General features: G+C 65.3%; 18 protein-coding genes and 1 pseudogene. 11 read left to right on the top strand and 8 right to left on the bottom strand.

Translation table 11 applies throughout. The features are described from left to right. Nucleotides 1-215: 215 nt before the first annotated feature. From ACX80P_RS04360 to ACX80P_RS04350, 3 genes and pseudogenes are all read right to left on the bottom strand, one after another. A pseudogene (locus ACX80P_RS04360) lies at nt 216-1,328 on the bottom strand (IS3 family transposase). Between the two features lie 379 nt (nt 1,329-1,707). After that, nucleotides 1,708-2,217, bottom strand: coding sequence for a P-loop nucleotide/nucleoside kinase family protein (locus ACX80P_RS04355; protein WP_459276833.1), 510 nt, complete (start codon nt 2,215-2,217; stop codon nt 1,708-1,710). Nucleotides 2,218-2,325: 108 nt separating this feature from the next. After that, nucleotides 2,326-2,814 carry a hypothetical protein gene (locus tag ACX80P_RS04350; RefSeq protein ID WP_459276832.1) on the bottom strand — a complete coding sequence of 163 codons (489 nt, stop codon included), beginning with the start codon at nt 2,812-2,814 and terminating at the stop codon, nt 2,326-2,328. Between the two features lie 1,394 nt (nt 2,815-4,208). Between ACX80P_RS04350 and ACX80P_RS04345 the strand changes: the two genes are divergently transcribed. Beyond that, a complete protein-coding gene (locus tag ACX80P_RS04345) occupies nt 4,209-4,412 on the top strand; it encodes a hypothetical protein (protein ID WP_459276831.1) in 204 nt (67 codons plus the stop codon). A 53-nt stretch (nt 4,413-4,465) separates the two neighbouring features. Then, nucleotides 4,466-4,666, top strand: a complete 201-nt coding sequence (locus ACX80P_RS04340; protein WP_459276830.1) for a hypothetical protein — start codon at nt 4,466-4,468, stop codon at nt 4,664-4,666. Nucleotides 4,667-4,775: 109 nt separating this feature from the next. Here the strand turns inward: ACX80P_RS04340 and ACX80P_RS04335 are convergent, their stop codons facing one another. Continuing rightward, nucleotides 4,776-5,024 carry a hypothetical protein gene (locus ACX80P_RS04335; RefSeq protein ID WP_459276829.1) on the bottom strand — a complete coding sequence of 83 codons (249 nt, stop codon included), beginning with the start codon at nt 5,022-5,024 and terminating at the stop codon, nt 4,776-4,778. Between the two features lie 28 nt (nt 5,025-5,052). Continuing rightward, a complete protein-coding gene (locus ACX80P_RS04330; RefSeq protein ID WP_459276828.1) occupies nt 5,053-5,244 on the bottom strand; it encodes a hypothetical protein in 192 nt (63 codons plus the stop codon). A 468-nt stretch (nt 5,245-5,712) separates the two neighbouring features. Between ACX80P_RS04330 and ACX80P_RS04325 the strand changes: the two genes are divergently transcribed. The 4 genes from ACX80P_RS04325 to ACX80P_RS04310 all read left to right on the top strand — a co-directional run bounded on the left by ACX80P_RS04325 (nt 5,713) and on the right by ACX80P_RS04310 (nt 8,718). After that, a complete protein-coding gene (locus ACX80P_RS04325; RefSeq protein WP_459276827.1) occupies nt 5,713-6,066 on the top strand; it encodes a hypothetical protein in 354 nt (117 codons plus the stop codon). Between the two features lie 502 nt (nt 6,067-6,568). Then, nucleotides 6,569-7,486, top strand: coding sequence for a pyridoxal-phosphate dependent enzyme (locus tag ACX80P_RS04320; RefSeq protein WP_459276826.1), 918 nt, complete (start codon nt 6,569-6,571; stop codon nt 7,484-7,486). Between the two features lie 109 nt (nt 7,487-7,595). Beyond that, on the top strand, nt 7,596-8,183 hold the full coding sequence (locus tag ACX80P_RS04315) for a GNAT family N-acetyltransferase (protein ID WP_459276825.1): 588 nt from the start codon (nt 7,596-7,598) through the stop codon (nt 8,181-8,183). A gap of 343 nt (nt 8,184-8,526) precedes the next feature. Further along, nucleotides 8,527-8,718: a hypothetical protein gene (locus ACX80P_RS04310; RefSeq protein WP_459276824.1), complete on the top strand. Its 192-nt coding sequence runs from the start codon at nt 8,527-8,529 to the stop codon at nt 8,716-8,718. A gap of 133 nt (nt 8,719-8,851) precedes the next feature. Here ACX80P_RS04310 and ACX80P_RS04305 read toward each other — a convergent pair whose 3' ends face one another. Further along, nucleotides 8,852-9,817, bottom strand: coding sequence for a quinone oxidoreductase family protein (locus tag ACX80P_RS04305; protein WP_459276823.1), 966 nt, complete (start codon nt 9,815-9,817; stop codon nt 8,852-8,854). A gap of 885 nt (nt 9,818-10,702) precedes the next feature. Here ACX80P_RS04305 and ACX80P_RS04300 point away from each other — a divergent pair. The 3 genes from ACX80P_RS04300 to ACX80P_RS04290 all read left to right on the top strand — a co-directional run bounded on the left by ACX80P_RS04300 (nt 10,703) and on the right by ACX80P_RS04290 (nt 11,590). Continuing rightward, entirely contained in the window at nt 10,703-10,858 is a 156-nt protein-coding gene (locus ACX80P_RS04300; RefSeq protein ID WP_459276822.1) for a hypothetical protein, read from the top strand. A gap of 170 nt (nt 10,859-11,028) precedes the next feature. Continuing rightward, on the top strand, nt 11,029-11,430 hold the full coding sequence (locus ACX80P_RS04295; protein WP_459276821.1) for a VOC family protein: 402 nt from the start codon (nt 11,029-11,031) through the stop codon (nt 11,428-11,430). Nucleotides 11,431-11,461: 31 nt separating this feature from the next. Next, nucleotides 11,462-11,590, top strand: coding sequence for a hypothetical protein (locus ACX80P_RS04290; protein WP_459276820.1), 129 nt, complete (start codon nt 11,462-11,464; stop codon nt 11,588-11,590). A 24-nt stretch (nt 11,591-11,614) separates the two neighbouring features. Here ACX80P_RS04290 and ACX80P_RS04285 read toward each other — a convergent pair whose 3' ends face one another. Both ACX80P_RS04285 and ACX80P_RS04280 read right to left on the bottom strand, forming a co-directional pair. Beyond that, the gene (locus ACX80P_RS04285; RefSeq protein WP_459276819.1) at nt 11,615-12,583 is read right to left on the bottom strand and encodes a bactofilin family protein; all 969 of its coding nucleotides are present in this window, start codon (nt 12,581-12,583) and stop codon (nt 11,615-11,617) included. Beyond that, nucleotides 12,580-13,908, bottom strand: coding sequence for a hypothetical protein (locus ACX80P_RS04280; protein WP_459276818.1), 1,329 nt, complete (start codon nt 13,906-13,908; stop codon nt 12,580-12,582). The genes ACX80P_RS04285 and ACX80P_RS04280 overlap by 4 nt, the downstream gene beginning before the upstream one ends. A 172-nt stretch (nt 13,909-14,080) precedes the next feature. Here ACX80P_RS04280 and argC point away from each other — a divergent pair, with 172 nt between their 5' ends. Next, complete coding sequence (gene argC / locus ACX80P_RS04275; protein WP_459276817.1) at nt 14,081-15,112, top strand: N-acetyl-gamma-glutamyl-phosphate reductase; 1,032 nt, start codon at nt 14,081-14,083, stop codon at nt 15,110-15,112. Then, nucleotides 15,109-16,278: a bifunctional glutamate N-acetyltransferase/amino-acid acetyltransferase ArgJ gene (argJ, locus tag ACX80P_RS04270; protein ID WP_459276816.1), complete on the top strand. Its 1,170-nt coding sequence runs from the start codon at nt 15,109-15,111 to the stop codon at nt 16,276-16,278. The genes argC and argJ overlap by 4 nt, the downstream gene beginning before the upstream one ends. The last annotated feature ends 8 nt before the right edge of the window (nt 16,279-16,286 follow it).

The following is a 16,286-nucleotide window of genomic DNA, read 5'->3' as shown; positions in this document are numbered from 1 at the left end:
GAGGAGTAAACCCTTCTGCGTTGGGTGCAGAAGACGCCAAGCGCCTCGCCGGATAAGCCGTCGTAAGGAAACCATCGAGTCAGCCAAGCTCATAGGTGCAAGCAATTAGCAAGGATGTGACCTCACGTAGGGGAACAGATGAATATACACGTTCTAAAGGTGCCGATCTCAGTGTGCCGTTCGGGTCTGCTGCACCGATAGGTGACAGGTTCTAGTCACGCAGCCAGGGCGGCTGGCGTGTTCATAATGGTCTCGCACTCGATCGGCGTCAAACGTCCTAATCGTGCCTGCCGACGGCGCCGGTGGTAGGTCCGCTCGATCCAGGTCACGATCGCGATGCGTAGGTGCTCGCGGGTGGTCCAGGAACGCTGGTCCAGGACGTTCTTCTGCAGCAAGCTGAAGAATGACTCCATCGCCGGGTTGTCGCCGCAGGACGCGACTCTGCCCATCGACCCGACCATGCGGTGGCGGGTCAGGGCACGCAGGAACTTTCTGCTCCGGAATCGCGATCCACGGTCGCTGTGAACCACGCAGCCGGCGACATCACCACGACGAGCGACCGCATTCTCGAGCGCCCTAACTGCGAGCTTCGACCTCATCCGCGAGTCGATGGAGTAACCCACGATCCGGTTCGAGAACACGTCCTTGACCGCGCAGAGGTCATCATGGACCGGCGGGCCTGGTTTCTTCCCGTTCTTCCCGCGCTTCTTTCCGAATGAGCTCCACCAACCATTGGCCGCGCAGATCCGCCACGCAGTCCGGGCAGCCATCGGTTCGCCGGCATCCCGGGCCTCGTCGGCGAGCAGCCGGTGGCCGAATTCCGGGTCATCCCCGTGAGCGTGGAAGAGTGCGTTCGCGCGATACGCCTCAACGATCTCGCTAGCTCTGATCGGAGCAGCCAGCCACCGGTAGTAGGGCTGGCGGGAGAGCTTGGACCCGGCACGTCACCGTCACGGGTATCCCGGCGACGGCGAGCTCAGTCACGAGCGGGTAGAGCCTTTTCCCGGCAGGTTCGCCTGCGACAAGTACGCTGCCGCCCGCCGCAGGACTTCGTTCTCCTGCTCCAACAGTCGAACCCGCTTGTGCAGCTCACGATTCTCCGCCGTCTCACTGCGAGCCTGACCAGGCTTAGCGGCATCATCGGCCTCGGCCTGGCGAAGCCACTTCGTAAGCGTCATCGGATGAACGCCGAAATCTCGAGCAATCTGCTCGATGGTCACTCCGGGCTCGCGATGCCTTGCCACGCGAACGACATCGTCGCGGAATTCCTCAGGGTAGGGCTTGGGCCCAGCAACATCCTTCCAGGCCCACCTTCCGGCAAGCCAGATCAGATGTCACCTATCGGTGCAGCAGACCCTTGATCGGTTCTTCATCGGTATGCAGTTGATCCTCAACGTCGTGTCGATCGGCCTTGCCGTGACGCTTCCTGTACTGACGGACTTTGAAGGTCAACCGTGGCTCGCCTACGTCGCCGCGATCCTTGTGACCGCAGCTTTGCTCATGTATCCCGCCCAGCTACCGGCGTGGCGAAAAGTAGCTCCCTCTACGCGAGGAAGACGGTCAGTTCAGGCGCCAGATCTACGACGAACGCGATGGCCCTACCAGACTCTCTTTTCACTCGGATACCTGGCCCTTCTCATCTACTCGTTCCCACTCGCCATGATGTATGCAGGCTGAGTTCGTAAGTGGATCCGTTCACGGGACGGTTCACGAGACGATGATCGGGATTCCTTCATCGTTCGTCGGTTCTTCGAAGAGCTCAGTGAACTGACGTATTTGAGCAGCAGTCAGTGGATGCACCCAGGGAGCATTCAGCGCTACTCTTTTCTCTGCTTGCTCCACGGCTACTTCTACTGATCCGCGTATGTAGTGCAGGCACATTGAGTACCCCGCCTGAACAGCCCGGTCTCTCCAGAAGGCACGTCGTTGTCGATTCCACTGGTTCCAGTCCAGAATCACGTCAGAACCGGTACGCAGGACCTGCAGAGCTACTTCCCACATCAGGTCCTTACACTCCTCGGCTTTACGGCCGTATTCGTCGCTGTCAAAGGCAAGATCAGGAAAGCAGCGCAGCATCCACTCATCCAAAGTGAAACGCACTGCGGGAATCTCGTCCTCGAGTTCACGTGCGAGTGTCGTCTTTCCAGCTCCGTTTAGGCCGCAGAGAAGGTGGACGACGGGCACGGGCAAGGGGTGAGGGATGCTGTGGTCTTCCATGTACAAAGCCTCGCAGACGGTCTCATCTAAAGGATCCTGCGCGCACAGTCGTTCGTGGAGCGTAAGCAGTGTCCCGGTCAGCGATCGCGTTGAGAGGGCGGTCTGTATCTACCTCGTTGTCAGGGACATTGATACGGAGCCGACTGAAACCAAGAGGCACAGGATGCAGATGCAGTAAATGCCGAGATTCCTATTCTCCGGCAGTATGACTTTCTTCCGTGGCAATAGCCAAAGAACAAGCACGAAGAGAGCCAGAGAGAGGAACAGCACCAGTGCCATTGATTGGACCAGGGCGGCGAACCCTATGGCCACGAAAACAACAAGAGAAGTCACAGTACACAGCGTTCTAAGACGCTCCAATTGTTGGTCCCCGGTTTTGCCGTACAGCAACCAACGACCAATCTGCAGAATTGACGCCACCATGATGCCGGCAACAACAGGCGATGAAAAACGTTCGGCCGGCGGAGCGCTGGACCCCTCGGGAGACGGACTTGGAAACACCAACCGCACCAAACCGGCCACTACCCCAAACGCGACCGGCCCGAGGAAGGTTACCCAGAAGGTCACACGAGCTTTCGCTGCGCTCTGATCATTCACAGGGTGAACGGTAGCCGAACGGACCCAAAACTTCCCAAGGGACGCCTTAGACCCACCCGAGAAAGGGCGCGTTGAAGGATCGCGCAACGGACACGGACCGAATGACTTCATCCTTAGCCTGCGAGCAGTTAGGTTCGTGGTGAACCACGGGGGCAGCATGAAGCAAAGACACTGGCTGATAGTTTTCATTATCGCTGTTGGATTCATCGCGTTGATCTGGTTCGGCCTTGTCTTCCAGCCCTTCGCGTTGGCACAAAAGTACGGCACCCTGAGCAAGCTGTGCCTGTTCGAGCACCTTCCAATCGGCGCCCCGTATGCCTTGAATGAGAACCCCCACCAACAGCGGAGTACGTTCACTTTCCCCCTGGTCTTGAGTGCACCTTCCTGATGGAGGACGGGACTTCGCGAACCCTGCTGTTCTCAGAGTCTGCGCGAATCCTGGTCACTCCCATAGTCCTTGCCATCGGAGTCGTTAGTGTTCTGTTCCTCTACGGACGCGCGATGAGAGCTTCACCGTAAGGGGATCGGCTTGCGGACTACTCAGACGCGTCACGTAGGCTCCAGCTGTCGGCTGAGCGCCGACGACGTCAACGTTTGAGATGGAGGAGGTGTCCAATATGGCAGCAAGTAAGCGACTTGGTCGGGTTCTTCTCGTGGTGGGCGCAACAGCCCTCCTAGTTTTCGCCGTTCTAAGCGCTCTCGCCCGGAACTGGCAGCAATTCTGGTTCAGCTTAATTTTTGCGGGCATGGCGATGGTGATCCTCACCGTGAGCATGCAACAACGCGCCAACGATGACTCGAGCCGCTCGTAGGTCGATCGGCCTACGGGTGTGTTCTGGCTTAGCTTTGGATGACCGCCGCCGAACACGTCGCCATCATTAGTCTTGGAGTCCTGCGTGGACCAGCCGTGGCCGACTGAGGGTGGCGCCCAGGGACAGCCGGTGGCTTTCGACGCGGCACCTGCGCGTGCGGCCTCTGCACGGGCCCGCACGGAGGCTTCTGCAGCCCCGGCCGATGAGGCGGCCTGCGCTGATTGCGCCGCGGTGAGGGCAGCGGGCGCCGTGACCATCCCGGTCGGAGAACCCGGGGCTCAGCCCCGCCTTCCAGGGCAATGGTGACGGCGTAGGATGCGAGTCATGACGATGGGGGAGAAGTCATGCGGGGTCCGACGATGATCGAGATCCTCGGACTGATAGCGCGAGTCGCATTTGGAGTGCTATTCGAGGTGGTGTGGTTCTGGGATCCTTCGGGTCGTCGGAAGTACCGCGACTACCTCCAGGCAGTCCCCTCTTGTTGGACACCTCTGTCCAAGCGCGAGTGGAAGGCAGCGGGCAAGCCCGAGCGCCCCGAGGACGTCCCGCCGCCAAGTCGAAGCACCGAGGTGAGGTAGGCGTATGGAGGAGTACGTGCCGATCGGCTTTTTCATCTTCTCGATCGCGCTTGTCAACGCCGGCCTCGCAGAGCAGAAGGGCCGATCCCGATGGATATGGTTCCTGCTTTCGTTGATCCTTGGCCCGCTGGCCACGGCGATGATCGTCATCTGGCCGGTGCCGCAGCGGTCTCGTTCGCTTGTGAGCGTCGAGGCGAAGGACCGTTGAGGTCGAGGATCCGCTTCCAAACTGCCCCCCGCCGCGGTACCACGGTGATTGGTATGCCGATGAATACGTGGCTGGCGGCCATCGTTCTTCTTCTCATCAATGCTGTCGGAGGTCTGGGCTTCTTCTTCTTCTCCCTCCCTGAGCGATCAGAGTGGGGCGACATGACCACCGGAATCATCTGCGCCATCGTGGCGGCACTCTTGATCCTCAACTACAAGAGAACTTACGGTTCAACAGCGCACGCGCCTGGGTGAAGCCGTCGAGGAGTTTACGTCCGCCAAGGAATTCTCTACTGGGGCAGGGAGGCTTGTTGGTCCACGGCATGTTGAGCGTAGAGCGACAGGGCCGCGGTCGTCGTGGCTGCTAGGACCGCGTGCCCTTGTCGTTGGGGTGCAGTTGGACCTCTTCGGGGTAGAGGTACGGCAAGTAGTCGTCTGCAAAAACGCCGCGCTGCCCTCTAATGAACGGCAAGCCAGTCTCCTTGGCGCATTCGTAGTGCAAGTCGAAGAGGCGTCGGCCCTTCGGCGGCGAGACGCCCCGCCATCCGGTACCGATACTGTCTCCGTAGATCCCCAGCTTGATGGCCTCCGGCTCACGCCAACCGTCAGTCATTGCCAGGACCGTCCCGCAAACGGATCGGTCAGCGGGCAGGGATGTCGCCTTCGGAGTCGTTCCACCTACCGGCCAGGATCTGCATCGTGAACCGCCGGTCATCCACGGAGGCTTCCTTGCCGGTGTACTCGGCGTCCATCACGTCGTCGAGGATGAGGGTGAGTTGGGGGTGCAGGAAGAGATAGATCATTCCCTGGATGAAGATCAGTGGTACTCCCACCAGGACGACAATGATCAGGTCTTCCCTACGCCGCCTCAGTATGCAGGAACTGGTCCTAAGATCACCGCGTGGATCCCTTTGAGCTCACGGTCGAGCATGAAGTGTTCCGCGTCAGTGAGAGACGACAGCCCGGCGGGGCTTTGTCCTATGACTTCGCGTGGCTCAACGGACCAGCCGAGGGAACGTATGGCTTCAGCGTCCGGCGGCTCACGTCCGGGGCGGGAGGAATCACCTCGGACGATGCAGTCCGCATGACGCGAGGGGAGCTCGTGACGGAAGTCCGTGGGTTCGTCAAGAAAGCGTACGGACCGGGAGGGATCGGTGAGACCTGGCCAGATCATGTCCCTGCCCGCGACCGCCGGTCACCGCCCGCTGATACGGTTCGAACACCGGCATCACGAATCGGCCGCAGAGACGCTCTGCGGCGGTCCTGATGCTGTTCAGCCGCACCATCACACAGGGGTATCCATGACCAGCAAGAAGACAGTTCGGCCAGGACTGGTGCTCAGCGTGGTCGGAGGAATCGTTCTCGTCGCCTCTGCCGTTCTTCTCGTCTCGGGCATCGACGCGCTCAACGCCGTCACCTACCGGGAATCCGCTGATTCTGTCTTTGGCGCGTACCTGCTGATCGGCATCGGCGCTGTCGCCTTCCTCGCCGCTGGCGCCCTCCTTGCTGTCGGCCGCCGTCGCCATGCCGCAGACATGAAACGCCCTCGGACCTACGCAGACCAGCACGATGATCACACCCTGACAACCGAAGACCGTCCCACCAACCCTCACGACACCAAAGCACGCGAGTACCCCATCGGCTACTGGGGCTAGCCGCTCGCCACGAGCCCTGATGTCTCGCCTTCCGATGGATTCCGCGGGAGAAAGGGCTCTGCAGCACACTGCTACAGCCCCAAGGGGTACGTCCCGGCTGGCTCTGCGGCACGGGCTGAAAGCGCACTTCGCGAAATCTGAGACCAGTCGCACTCCTCTGGAGTAGAGACCACCTGCGCAAACTCGTTGCAACCAGCTTGGAGTGCCATAAGAGGGTCCTCGAGCGGGACGTAGCTCGCCAGCTCGCGGCCGCTCGATCACCGCCTAATAGGCACGCTCATTTGCATCAGCGCTGGTGTTGCCTGGTTTGAAAAGCGTGACGTCCCCGGGTTCCCTGTCCGAAGCTCCGGTTACGAATTGAGTTCGGGCGGCAGGCGCCACCATAAGGAGCTGCGGCAGTTGGCGCGAGTCTGTCCGCTTCCGCCCCCACCAGCGCGTTCGACGCCACCTCCCGCCTTCTCGTACACAGGGGTCAAGGGAGCAGCTCAGATATGATCGCGTGATGAATTCCGCTGTCTCGTTCTTCTCGCGGCCGACACCGATCGACTCCGCACCTCGGCTCGCGCGGGCAATCGGGCTCGACGCGCACCGGCTGATGATCAAGCGGGACGACCTCATCGGTCTCGGTGGTGGCGGTAACAAGGTCCGAAAGCTCGAGGTCACGATGAGTGCTGCATTGGCGGCCGGAGTCAGCACAGTCGTCACGACCGGCGCACCTCAGAGCAACCACGCTCGTCTAACTGCTGCCGCTGCAGCGCGATGCGGACTTCGAAGCGTTCTCGTGCTGGAGGGTGAGGCGCCGTCCCACCTGCGAGGAAATCTTCTGCTCGACGAGCTCTTTGGAGCCGAGGTCGTGTTCGCCGGGAATCGCGAAGCAGCAACGGTTGCTGCCGAACAGGCCTCTTTACTCGGCGCCTTCCTGATTCCCTTCGGCGGCACCAGTGCGGAGAGCGCGGTCGCCTACCAGCGGGCTGGAGAAGAGCTACTGAGCCAAGTTCCGGACCTCGGGGTTGTCGTTGTCGCGGTGGGATCCGGCGGAACAATGGCGGGCCTGGCTGCAGCCCTCGGTACCTCTCAAGTGCTCGGGGTGGCCACCGGGGCGGTAGCCGATGCACATGCCACGGTGAGCTCGCTTGTGACCGAGATGGGAGTGTCAGCGGAAGGCCTGCGCATCGATGATTCGCAGATCGGTGACGGCTATCAATATCTGACGACGGCAGTCCGGCAGGCAATGACATTAGCGGCCCGCACCGAGGGGCTCGTTCTCGACCCCACCTATACCGGTCGCGCGATGGCTGGACTGATCGCAGCGGCAATGACAGATGCGACTCCTCCTGGCCGTGTGGTGTTCCTCCACACCGGTGGTCTTCCCGGGCTGTTCGGTCATCCTGACCTGCACGACGGAGGTATCACGGGCTGAATGCGCTCGAAGCCTCGTGTGATGAGGGGGCGCAGCTCCATCCGCTCACGTACACAAACCGCTTTGCTGGATGCCGTAGCCGGTTTGACGAGGGACATAGGGTTGGCGGGTGGACTTCGCGATAACACCCGTACTGAAGGCCAGCGCCGTAGTGCTCGAGCCGTTGCAGCTTGCCCACAGCGATGACCTCGCCGAGGCAGTTGCTGTAGGAGACCTGTGGCGGACCTGGTACACGCACATCCCCTCACCGGGGACGATGAGCGATGAAATCATGCGCCGACTCGCTCTGCAGGGTCAAGGGCGGATGGCTCCATGGGCTGTCATCGATGCCACGACCGGCCGAGCAGTTGGGATGACGACGTACTGCAACCTCGACGCGGCGAACCGCCGCCTCGAGATCGGGTCGACGTGGCTCGGTCAGGAGGCGCAGCAGACCGGCATCAACACAGCCGCCAAGATGCTGCTCCTCACCCGTGCGTTCGAGGAGCTTGGGTGTATCGCTGTCGAATTCCGCGTGCACTGGCACAACCGTCAGTCACGAGCAGCCGTCGAACGTCTCGGGGCGAAGCAGGACGGAGTGCTGCGCAAGCACACGATCTTTGAGAACGGCACCATCCGCGACACCGTTGTCTACTCGATCATCGACGACGAATGGCCGACCGTGAAGTTCGCTCTCAACGAGCGGATGAGCCGGTAGGAACTCACCCGCACAGGGATCCTCCAGCGGGCCGGACGGTCATTGCACGAGAGTAATGTGACGGATTCGGGGGAGTGGGTGCCAGTTTCCAAGGAGCTTTCCGCGCCCCTGGTTTGCGGTTAGCTTCTGACGTCCCGTACTGAGGTTGGGCTGGGCGTCACTGTGAGCAGTTGTAGTGGAATCATCAACGTCCCAGGCACTTCCGCTCGAAGGTACATGGAACGGAGACGTCTTTCAGGGAGGCGTCGGCGCGTATACGGTTCGCGTTTCCTTCACTGAAAGCGCGGACGGAATCGAGGCACTGGCCGAATACCCGGAGCTCGGGTGCGGAGGGCCCTGGGTGATGGACGACGTATCTCAGAACACGTATCTGTTCACCGCATCGCTGACCTTCGGCACGGGTTCTTGTCTCGATAAGGTCCAGATCCACGTCGACGCCATCGATGCAAACATGGTGAAGTACGAGGTCTCGTCGCCCTCCAGGGCCAGCGCGATCCTGACCAGGGATGCCGAACCGGACCTCGAACGCACCTGAGGCCTCACGTTGTCCAAGCTCAGGTGTCCGGTCATTTCAGCCGGCTACTACCGTGCGATCGACCGGCAAGTATCGTCGGACCATGGAATCCCGATCCACCATCTTCAACAGGGCTTCCTGACGATATGCGGGCTCAGGGAACGAGCAGCACCTTGCCCGTGGTGCGCCGGGCCTGCAGGTCCTCATGCGCTCGGGCGGCGTCGACGAGTGCGTACCGTGCACCGATGCGCACGTCGAGCTGGCCCGCAGCAACAGCGCCGAAGAGTTCCTCCGAACGCCACCTGCGCTCCTCGGGGGAGAGCAGGTGATGGGCGAGAGTGGGCCGGGTGACGAAGAGCGAGCCACCGCTGTTGAGGCGCTGCAGCTCCAGCGGGGGCACTGCGCCGGAGGCCGCCCCGAAGAGCACAAGGGTGCCGCGGATCCGCAGCGAGCGCAGCGAGTCGTCGAACGTCGCCCTGCCCACGCCGTCGAAGACGACGTCCACCCCGACGCCGTCCGTCAGGGTCCTCACGGCGTCGGCGAATCCCTCGTAGCGCAGCACCTCGTCGGCGCCGGCACCACGCGCGAGGTCTTCCTTCTCCGGCGTCGAGACCGTGGTGATCACGCGGGCTCCCTTCGCCTTGAGCAGCTGGATCAGCAGCAGGCCCACGCCGCCCGCACCCGCATGGACGAGCACGGTGTGATCGGGCTGGACGGGGAAGGTGGAGTTGATCAGGTAGTGGGCGGTCATGCCCTGCAGGGGGAGTGCGGCCGCGGTCTCCAGGTCCACCCCCTCCGGAACCGGAAGCGCCCGGTCCGCGTCCACGAGTGCGTACTCCGCGTAGGTGCCCGTCCCCTCGGCGAACGCGACGCGGTCGCCGGCGGAGAAGCCCGTCGTGTCATCGCCGAGCGCCTCCACCGTTCCGGCCGCCTCGGCGCCAGGGGTGAACGGGTGGTCGACGGCGTAGGCACCGCTGCGCTGGTAGGTCTCGATGAAGTTCACCCCGGCGGCGGCGACCTTCACGAGCAGCTGGCCCGGGCCGGGGGTGGGGCGGTCCACGGTCGCGAGGGTGAGGACGTCCGGGCCTCCGGGCTCGGAGACGACGATGGCAGAAGGCATGGTGGTTCCTTTCAGTGGCGTTCCCTCATGCTATTCCGTGCTGGCCCGGGCGAGTCCGGGCACGGCATCAGACCGGAGCTGCGAACAGCAGGAGTGGTGCAAGGACGCACCCGAGCACTGCGAGGGCGATGACAGTCCCCAGCAGGACCTGCTCCCGCTGTGCTGCAATCGCGCCAGGCAGTGTGACCGGCGGACGGATCCGGAATTCCCAGTCGGCTGCTTCACGGTGGAGCGGGGCGCCTCCACTCTCTTCTCCGTCGGCTATCGAGCCGCTGAGACGATTCCCCTGGTGCGGCAATGGTTCGGACGTGCACCCAGTGGAAGGCTGCCACCACCTCGGGACGAGCGCCCGGACCGAACAGCAGGAGTCCGTTGCGTTCGCCGCCCACGTGACCAGTCGCGGAAGGCCCGCATGTCGCGAGCCGACGACTGCGAGCACTCCCGGCAACCGGTCCCCACGAGGCATAGGCACCGCTGATGGTGGGGCAATGCGCTCCGCAGCTTCAGGAGTTCGGCCCGCAGGAGGGTGCTGTCGATGTCGGTGGGCGAGATCCCGAAGGCGTCCATATCCCGCGTGCCGCCGCGGCGACGATTTCCTCGGGGCTGGGTCGCCTCCGCAAGAGATACCGCGCGAAACGCATACTCATGAAGTGGCAGGCGTCGAGCGCGTCTGCGTACGCGTCGACCCCGGAGTAGCCCATGGATGGGTGATGTGGGCCGAGGTCCTGCGGAGCTGAACCGTGGCGAGCGATGCTGCGACGTCCAGCAGCAGGAACACGCTCTCCACCCCGTACTCGAGGAAGCCCGACTCGGCGAGACTCGCGTCCGCAGGTAAGCCCAGTGCGTCCCTACCCCCTGCACGGACCGGTCGAGGAACGCCAACGCGTGCCCGAGCTTCTGTTGCCCTTCTGCGCCGACCGCGGCGTCCTCGCGAGCCGCAGTACCCAGCCGTTCCACCGCGGACGCGCGCTCCACGTGGTCGTCCCCATACATTCGAGCCTCGTCCCCCCGACGTCGGACCCGGCGATTCCCGCCATGTGATCCGAAGGCACATCGTACTGGGCGGGAGCATCCCGTTCCGCCCGGACACCGCAGGGCCCATGCCGGGGAACGCGCCGTCGACCCGCCCTGCGACCGGCATGCCCGCCGTCCCCGACGTATCGTTCACAGCAGGATCGGATCTGCCCCGCCGAACGTCAGGAATGTCCACCATGGCCGCACCCCTCGTCTACCTCAGCTTCCCCGGAACCGCACGGGAGGCTCTGGGCTTCTACGCAGACGTCTTCGGCGGTGAGCTGACCCTGCACTCCTATGAGGAGTTCGGCCGCACCGACGGCCCGCCCGAGGCCGTGGCCCATGGTGTGCTGGACGGCGTCGTCGCCCTCGCGGGGTCGGACGCGGCAGCAGGCGAGCAGACCGTCCGGTTCGAGGGCATCATGCTGTCCTTGCTGGGGACCGCCGAGCCAGCGATCCTCCACGCGTGGTTCGACAGGCTGTCCGACGGCGGATCGGTGACCGACCCGCTGGCCCTGAAGCCATGGGGCGCCTCCGACGGCCAGGTCACCGACCGGCACGGCCTGCGCTGGCTGATCGGGTACGAGCCCCAGGCCTGACGATCCGCCCGTCCGTGACGAAAGGACCCCCATGCCGCAGTTCGCCGTCCTCATCTATGCCGAGGCCGCGGTCGCGATCGCCCCCCGGAGGCCGGCGGTCCGCTCCGGTACGGTCGGCGACGGGGTCCGCCCCGTCCACAGCGGGGGCATCACCACCTGACGCAGGGCGATCGGCTGCTCCCGGTCACGGATCAGGGAGCGGGTCGTCCATGCCGTCATCCGGTGGGGTGTAACGGCGCAGGCCGAACCCGGTGAGGACGACCGCCCCATTGGCCACCACGCCCGCCACGGCTGCGGCCAGGACACCAACCACTGGAACCATGCCCAGGATGTGCAGGGCTGCAACGAGGGCGGCCGTCCCGAGTGCAGCAGCCCGCGGCGCCGACCATTCCCTGCCTGTTCGACGCGCGATGTGTCCGCTCACCCCCATACCCAGACCGATGCCTCCGTAGACGAGGGTGACCCCGAACAGGATCAGCACGACACCGGCCAGGGGAATCAGGACAAGGGTGAACGCCATCGCCACGACCAGGGGCAGGACCGTGATGAACACCAGTGTGCCGAGTGCGCCGCTGACGAGCGGGAACCCGGTCGCTGCCCCTGCGATGCGACGCATCGGGCGCGGCGCCAGACGGCACAGCGTCCAGGCGAGGGCCGCCGCCACCACGACGGAGAGCAGGGCCCCCAGCGCCCACTCGCCGGGAGAGGCCGGCGAGGACGTCGAACCGAGCACTCCCGCAGGCGTCGGCTCCTCCACGACCCGGCCCAGCACCACTGAGTCCGGGCCTCGGACCAGGTCCCCGCCGGAGACGTTCAGGTCACCCGTGATCACTGCGCCGTTCGCGAGAGTCACAGTGCCGCCGAGGACGAGGACATTCCCGATGACCTTCCCCTGCAGCCTGACCTCGCCTCCAAGGACCGTGACCGATCCGTCGTGCTCGGCGCCGGGCCCGAGTGCCATCGAACCACCGGCGATCACCGTGTCCCCGACCAGTGACTCACTGTTGCCGAGCACGTGGCCGCCCTGGGTGATCAGTGTGTACGAGTAGCGTCCGGGCTCGTCCTGAGGGAAGCACCCGGTGACCAGGGCCGCGATCACCGCCCCGAGAAGGAGCAACACCAATGACCGGACGGTCCCGCGTGCGCTTGTCATCCCTGGTCCCCTCCCGGTGCACGCGGGCGACGAGTGGGAAGGACCAGCAGGACCAGGACGACGCAGAACAGGACAATGCTGATCGCGGACACGACCCGCAGGTGCTCGGAGAAGGGCATGTCCCCAGCGCGCCATGCCAGCGCGAGGGAGGTGCTGAGGAAGGTGGCCAGCCATCCGGAGACGCCCACGCCCAGGGCGGTGTTCCGCGCGATCGTCGCCGGCGTCGAGAAGTCGGACCACAGGGCGAAGTTCAGGACGGTGTAGATACTCACGGCGACCGCGTAGAGCAGCGGCACCCCGAGGGTCGCGGGCACCTCCGGGGTGGTCAGCGCGTGAAGGACGTAGCTGATCTGGGCCAGCGCGAAGAGCCCGAAGACCCACACCAGCAGAGCCCGCAGCCCCAGCGCCGGATACAGGATCCCTGCGAGCACGGCCGCGAGGACGTGCGTGAGGCCGATGGCCCACAGGGTGCCCGGATCGGCGGAGTGCCAGGCAGAACCGGTGTAGACGGGCGTGTCGACGATGCGCAGGAACCCCAGGCTGTCCACGAAGTACACGCCGAACATCAACACCAGCGCCGCCGTGAAGCTGCTGCCCGGCCACCCCGTGAGTCCCGGTCTGTCCCGCACGAAACGGCCGACCCCATACCGGGGGAGCCGGTACTGCCGGGACAGTGCTGCGACCACCGGCAGCCCGGAAAAAGCCAGGACCACGAGACCCGCAGCACCCGGAACCATCAGCCACAGGAGCTGGGCGGAGAACTGCTCGATCCGCCAGTCCGAGGAGAACACGGCCGCGGGCAGGAACGCCGTCGAGGTCACCACTGCGGCGACGGTGCCCCGGCGTCGCACGGGGACCAGGTCGCACGTGAGCCCGAACAGGGACGGCACCCCGCAGCCCAGCGCGACGGAGGCGGTCACCACCCAACCGATCAACGCGGCTTCGTCGCGGATCCCGGGTGCCAGGGCGGTGAGCACGGTCTGGAGCACCACGACGACGGAGAGCAGTCGGAGTTTGACCACGAAATCCCCGCTCCACCGGCGCCGGTGCATCACCGTGCCGGTGGCCAGCGCCACGAGCAGCGTCAGCCCCGCCAGCAGGGTCAGGATGCGGGCAACACGATCCTCCGGGAGCCCGACGACCCGTGTACCGAGGTCCGTCAGCCCCAGCTGCACGAAGGTCAGGTTGTAGAAGTAACCCGCAGAAGCCGCACCCACGAACAGGAGGAGACCGAAGCGGGCAGTCCACTCCGCGCTTCGCTCCTGCGCACTGACCGCGCGATTCCGGTGGGCTGTCTGCGATCCTCCGCGCCGCGCCTCGGTCACCGGCCGCCCCCTTCGCACCGCTCGGCCGGCCCCGGGTGCGCAGACCCAGGACCACCTTCCCGCGTTCGGACATTGATGCGTATCTTAGCTCCGCGTCGCCGGCGGAGGAGGCCTCGCCGGGCAAATGCATAACTATGTATGGCTATGCATGATGTTGTTGTAGGCTGGGCGCATGACGTTCACCGCAGCCGTGTCAGGCGCCAGTGGCTACGCCGGGGGAGAGCTCCTGCGGCTCCTCGCCAACCATCCCGACATCGAGGTCGGGGCGATCACGGCCCACAGCAACGCCGGGGTGCGCCTCGGCGACGTCCAGCCCCATCTGCATTCCCTCGCCGACCGGGTGCTGCAGGAGACGACCCCCGAGGTGCTCACCGGACACGACGTCGTCTTCCTCGCACTGCCGCATGGTGCCAGCGCCGAGGTCGCCGCCCGGTTGCCCGCGGACACGCTGGTGATCGACGCCGGCGCCGACCACCGCCTGCAGGACCCCGCCGCCTGGACGAAGTTCTACGGCTCGGCGCACGCCGGCACCTGGCCCTACGGACTGCCCGAACTGCCGGGCCACCGGGCCGGCCTCGTCGGAGCCCGCCGGATCGCCGTCCCCGGCTGCTACCCCACGAGCGTCCTCCTCGCCCTCACCCCGGGCTTCGCCGCAGGGCTCCTCGAGCCCGACGACGTCGTCATCGTGTCGGCGTCCGGCACCTCCGGTGCGGGCAAGGCCGCCAAGCCCAACCTCCTCGGATCCGAGGTCATGGGTGGCATGAGCCCGTACGGCGTCGGCGGCGGGCACCGACACACCCCCGAGATGGAACAGGGACTCGGCCGCGCGGCCGGCGAGCGCGTCTCCCTGTCCTTCACGCCCACCCTCGCCCCCATGGCGCGCGGCATCCTGACCACCGCGACGGCCAGGGTGAAGCCCGACGTCGGGTACGCGCAGCTGCGCCAGGCGTGGGACGGAGCCTACGCGACGGAGCCCTTCGTGCGGGTGCTGCCCGAGGGCCAGTGGCCCACCACCAAGGCCGTGCTCGGCTCGAACTACGCGAACCTGCAGCTCGCCTTCGACGACCACGCCGGCCGCGTGATCGTGAGCTGCGTGATCGACAATCTCACCAAGGGGACCGCCGGCGGCGCCGTGCAGTCCATGAACATCGCCCTCGGACTCGACGAGACCGCGGGCCTGACCATCCAGGGGATCGCACCGTGAGTATCACCTACCCGGGCGGGTTCCGTGCCGCGGGCGTCGCCGCCGGCCTCAAGAGCACCGGCAAGCCCGACGTCGCCCTCGTTGTCAACGACGGGCCCCTCCACCACGCGGCCGCGGTGTTCACCTCCAACCGCGTGGCGGCCGCGCCCGTGCTCTGGTCCCGGCAGGTCGTCTCGGACGGCCGCGTCGACGCCGTCGTCCTGAATTCCGGCGGCGCCAACGCCTGCACCGGCTCCGAGGGCTTCCGGAACACCCACCGGACGGCGGAGGTCACGGCCGAGCTCCTCGGGGTCTCCGCGACCGACGTCTTCGTCTGCTCCACCGGCCTGATCGGTGAACAGCTCCCGATGGATCGTCTGCTCGCCGGGGTCACCGATGCAGCCGGGTCGCTCGGCCGGGGCGGCGGTCCCACTGCTGCCGAGGCGATCATGACCACGGACACCGTGGCCAAGGAGGCCCGCTACCCGGCCACGGCCGACGCCGCGAGCGAGGGCTACGCGATCGGCGGGATGGCCAAGGGAGCCGGCATGCTGGCACCCGGCCTGGCCACGATGCTCGTGGTCCTGACCACCGATGCCGCACTCGACGCCGCCGCCCTGGACGCAGCCCTGCGGGAGGCGACCCGCGTGAGCTTCGACCGCACCGACGCGGACGGCTGCATGTCGACGAACGACACCGTGGTGCTGCTCGCCTCCGGAGCGGCCGGCGTCGCACCGGACCAGGCGCAGTTCACCGCGGCCCTCACGCAGGTCTGCCTCGACCTCGCGGCCCAGCTCATCGAGGACGCCGAGGGCGCGAGCCACACCATCGCGGTCACCACCGTGAACGCCGCCACCGAGCGCGATGCCGAGGTGGTCAGCCGCGCCGTCGCGCGGTCCAACCTGTTCAAGACGGCCATCTTCGGCAATGATCCGAACTGGGGCCGGGTCCTCGCAGCCGTGGGCACGACCGACGCCGTCTTCGAACCGGACGCGTTGAACGTCTCGATGAACGGTGTGCAGATCTGCCGGAACGGCGGCATCGGGGATCCTCGCGACCTCGTGGACCTCACCGGCCGGGACGTGACCGTCGAGATCGACCTCGCCGCCGGGGCCGCGAGCGCCACCATCTGGACCAACGACCTCACGCACGAGTACGTGCACGAGAACTCGGCCTACTCGAGCTGACGGGAGAC

This window comes from Arthrobacter arabinosi, assembly GCF_054511115.1.
This window is presented reverse-complemented; position numbering and strand designations above follow the sequence as displayed.

Bases quoted from the DNA above. Each gene is read 5' to 3' on its own strand.
- ACX80P_RS04355 (WP_459276833.1), bottom strand. From the start codon at position 2,217: ATGGAAGACCACAGCATCCCTCACCCCTTGCCCGTGCCCGTCGTCCAC.
- ACX80P_RS04345 (WP_459276831.1), top strand. From the start codon at position 4,209: ATGGAGGAGTACGTGCCGATCGGCTTTTTCATCTTCTCGATCGCGCTT.
- ACX80P_RS04340 (WP_459276830.1), top strand. From the start codon at position 4,466: ATGCCGATGAATACGTGGCTGGCGGCCATCGTTCTTCTTCTCATCAAT.
- ACX80P_RS04335 (WP_459276829.1), bottom strand. From the start codon at position 5,024: ATGACTGACGGTTGGCGTGAGCCGGAGGCCATCAAGCTGGGGATCTAC.
- ACX80P_RS04325 (WP_459276827.1), top strand. From the start codon at position 5,713: ATGACCAGCAAGAAGACAGTTCGGCCAGGACTGGTGCTCAGCGTGGTC.
- ACX80P_RS04320 (WP_459276826.1), top strand. From the start codon at position 6,569: ATGAATTCCGCTGTCTCGTTCTTCTCGCGGCCGACACCGATCGACTCC.
- ACX80P_RS04310 (WP_459276824.1), top strand. From the start codon at position 8,527: ATGGACGACGTATCTCAGAACACGTATCTGTTCACCGCATCGCTGACC.
- ACX80P_RS04305 (WP_459276823.1), bottom strand. From the start codon at position 9,817: ATGCCTTCTGCCATCGTCGTCTCCGAGCCCGGAGGCCCGGACGTCCTC.
- ACX80P_RS04295 (WP_459276821.1), top strand. From the start codon at position 11,029: ATGGCCGCACCCCTCGTCTACCTCAGCTTCCCCGGAACCGCACGGGAG.
- ACX80P_RS04290 (WP_459276820.1), top strand. From the start codon at position 11,462: ATGCCGCAGTTCGCCGTCCTCATCTATGCCGAGGCCGCGGTCGCGATC.
- ACX80P_RS04285 (WP_459276819.1), bottom strand. From the start codon at position 12,583: ATGACAAGCGCACGCGGGACCGTCCGGTCATTGGTGTTGCTCCTTCTC.
- argC (WP_459276817.1), top strand. From the start codon at position 14,081: ATGACGTTCACCGCAGCCGTGTCAGGCGCCAGTGGCTACGCCGGGGGA.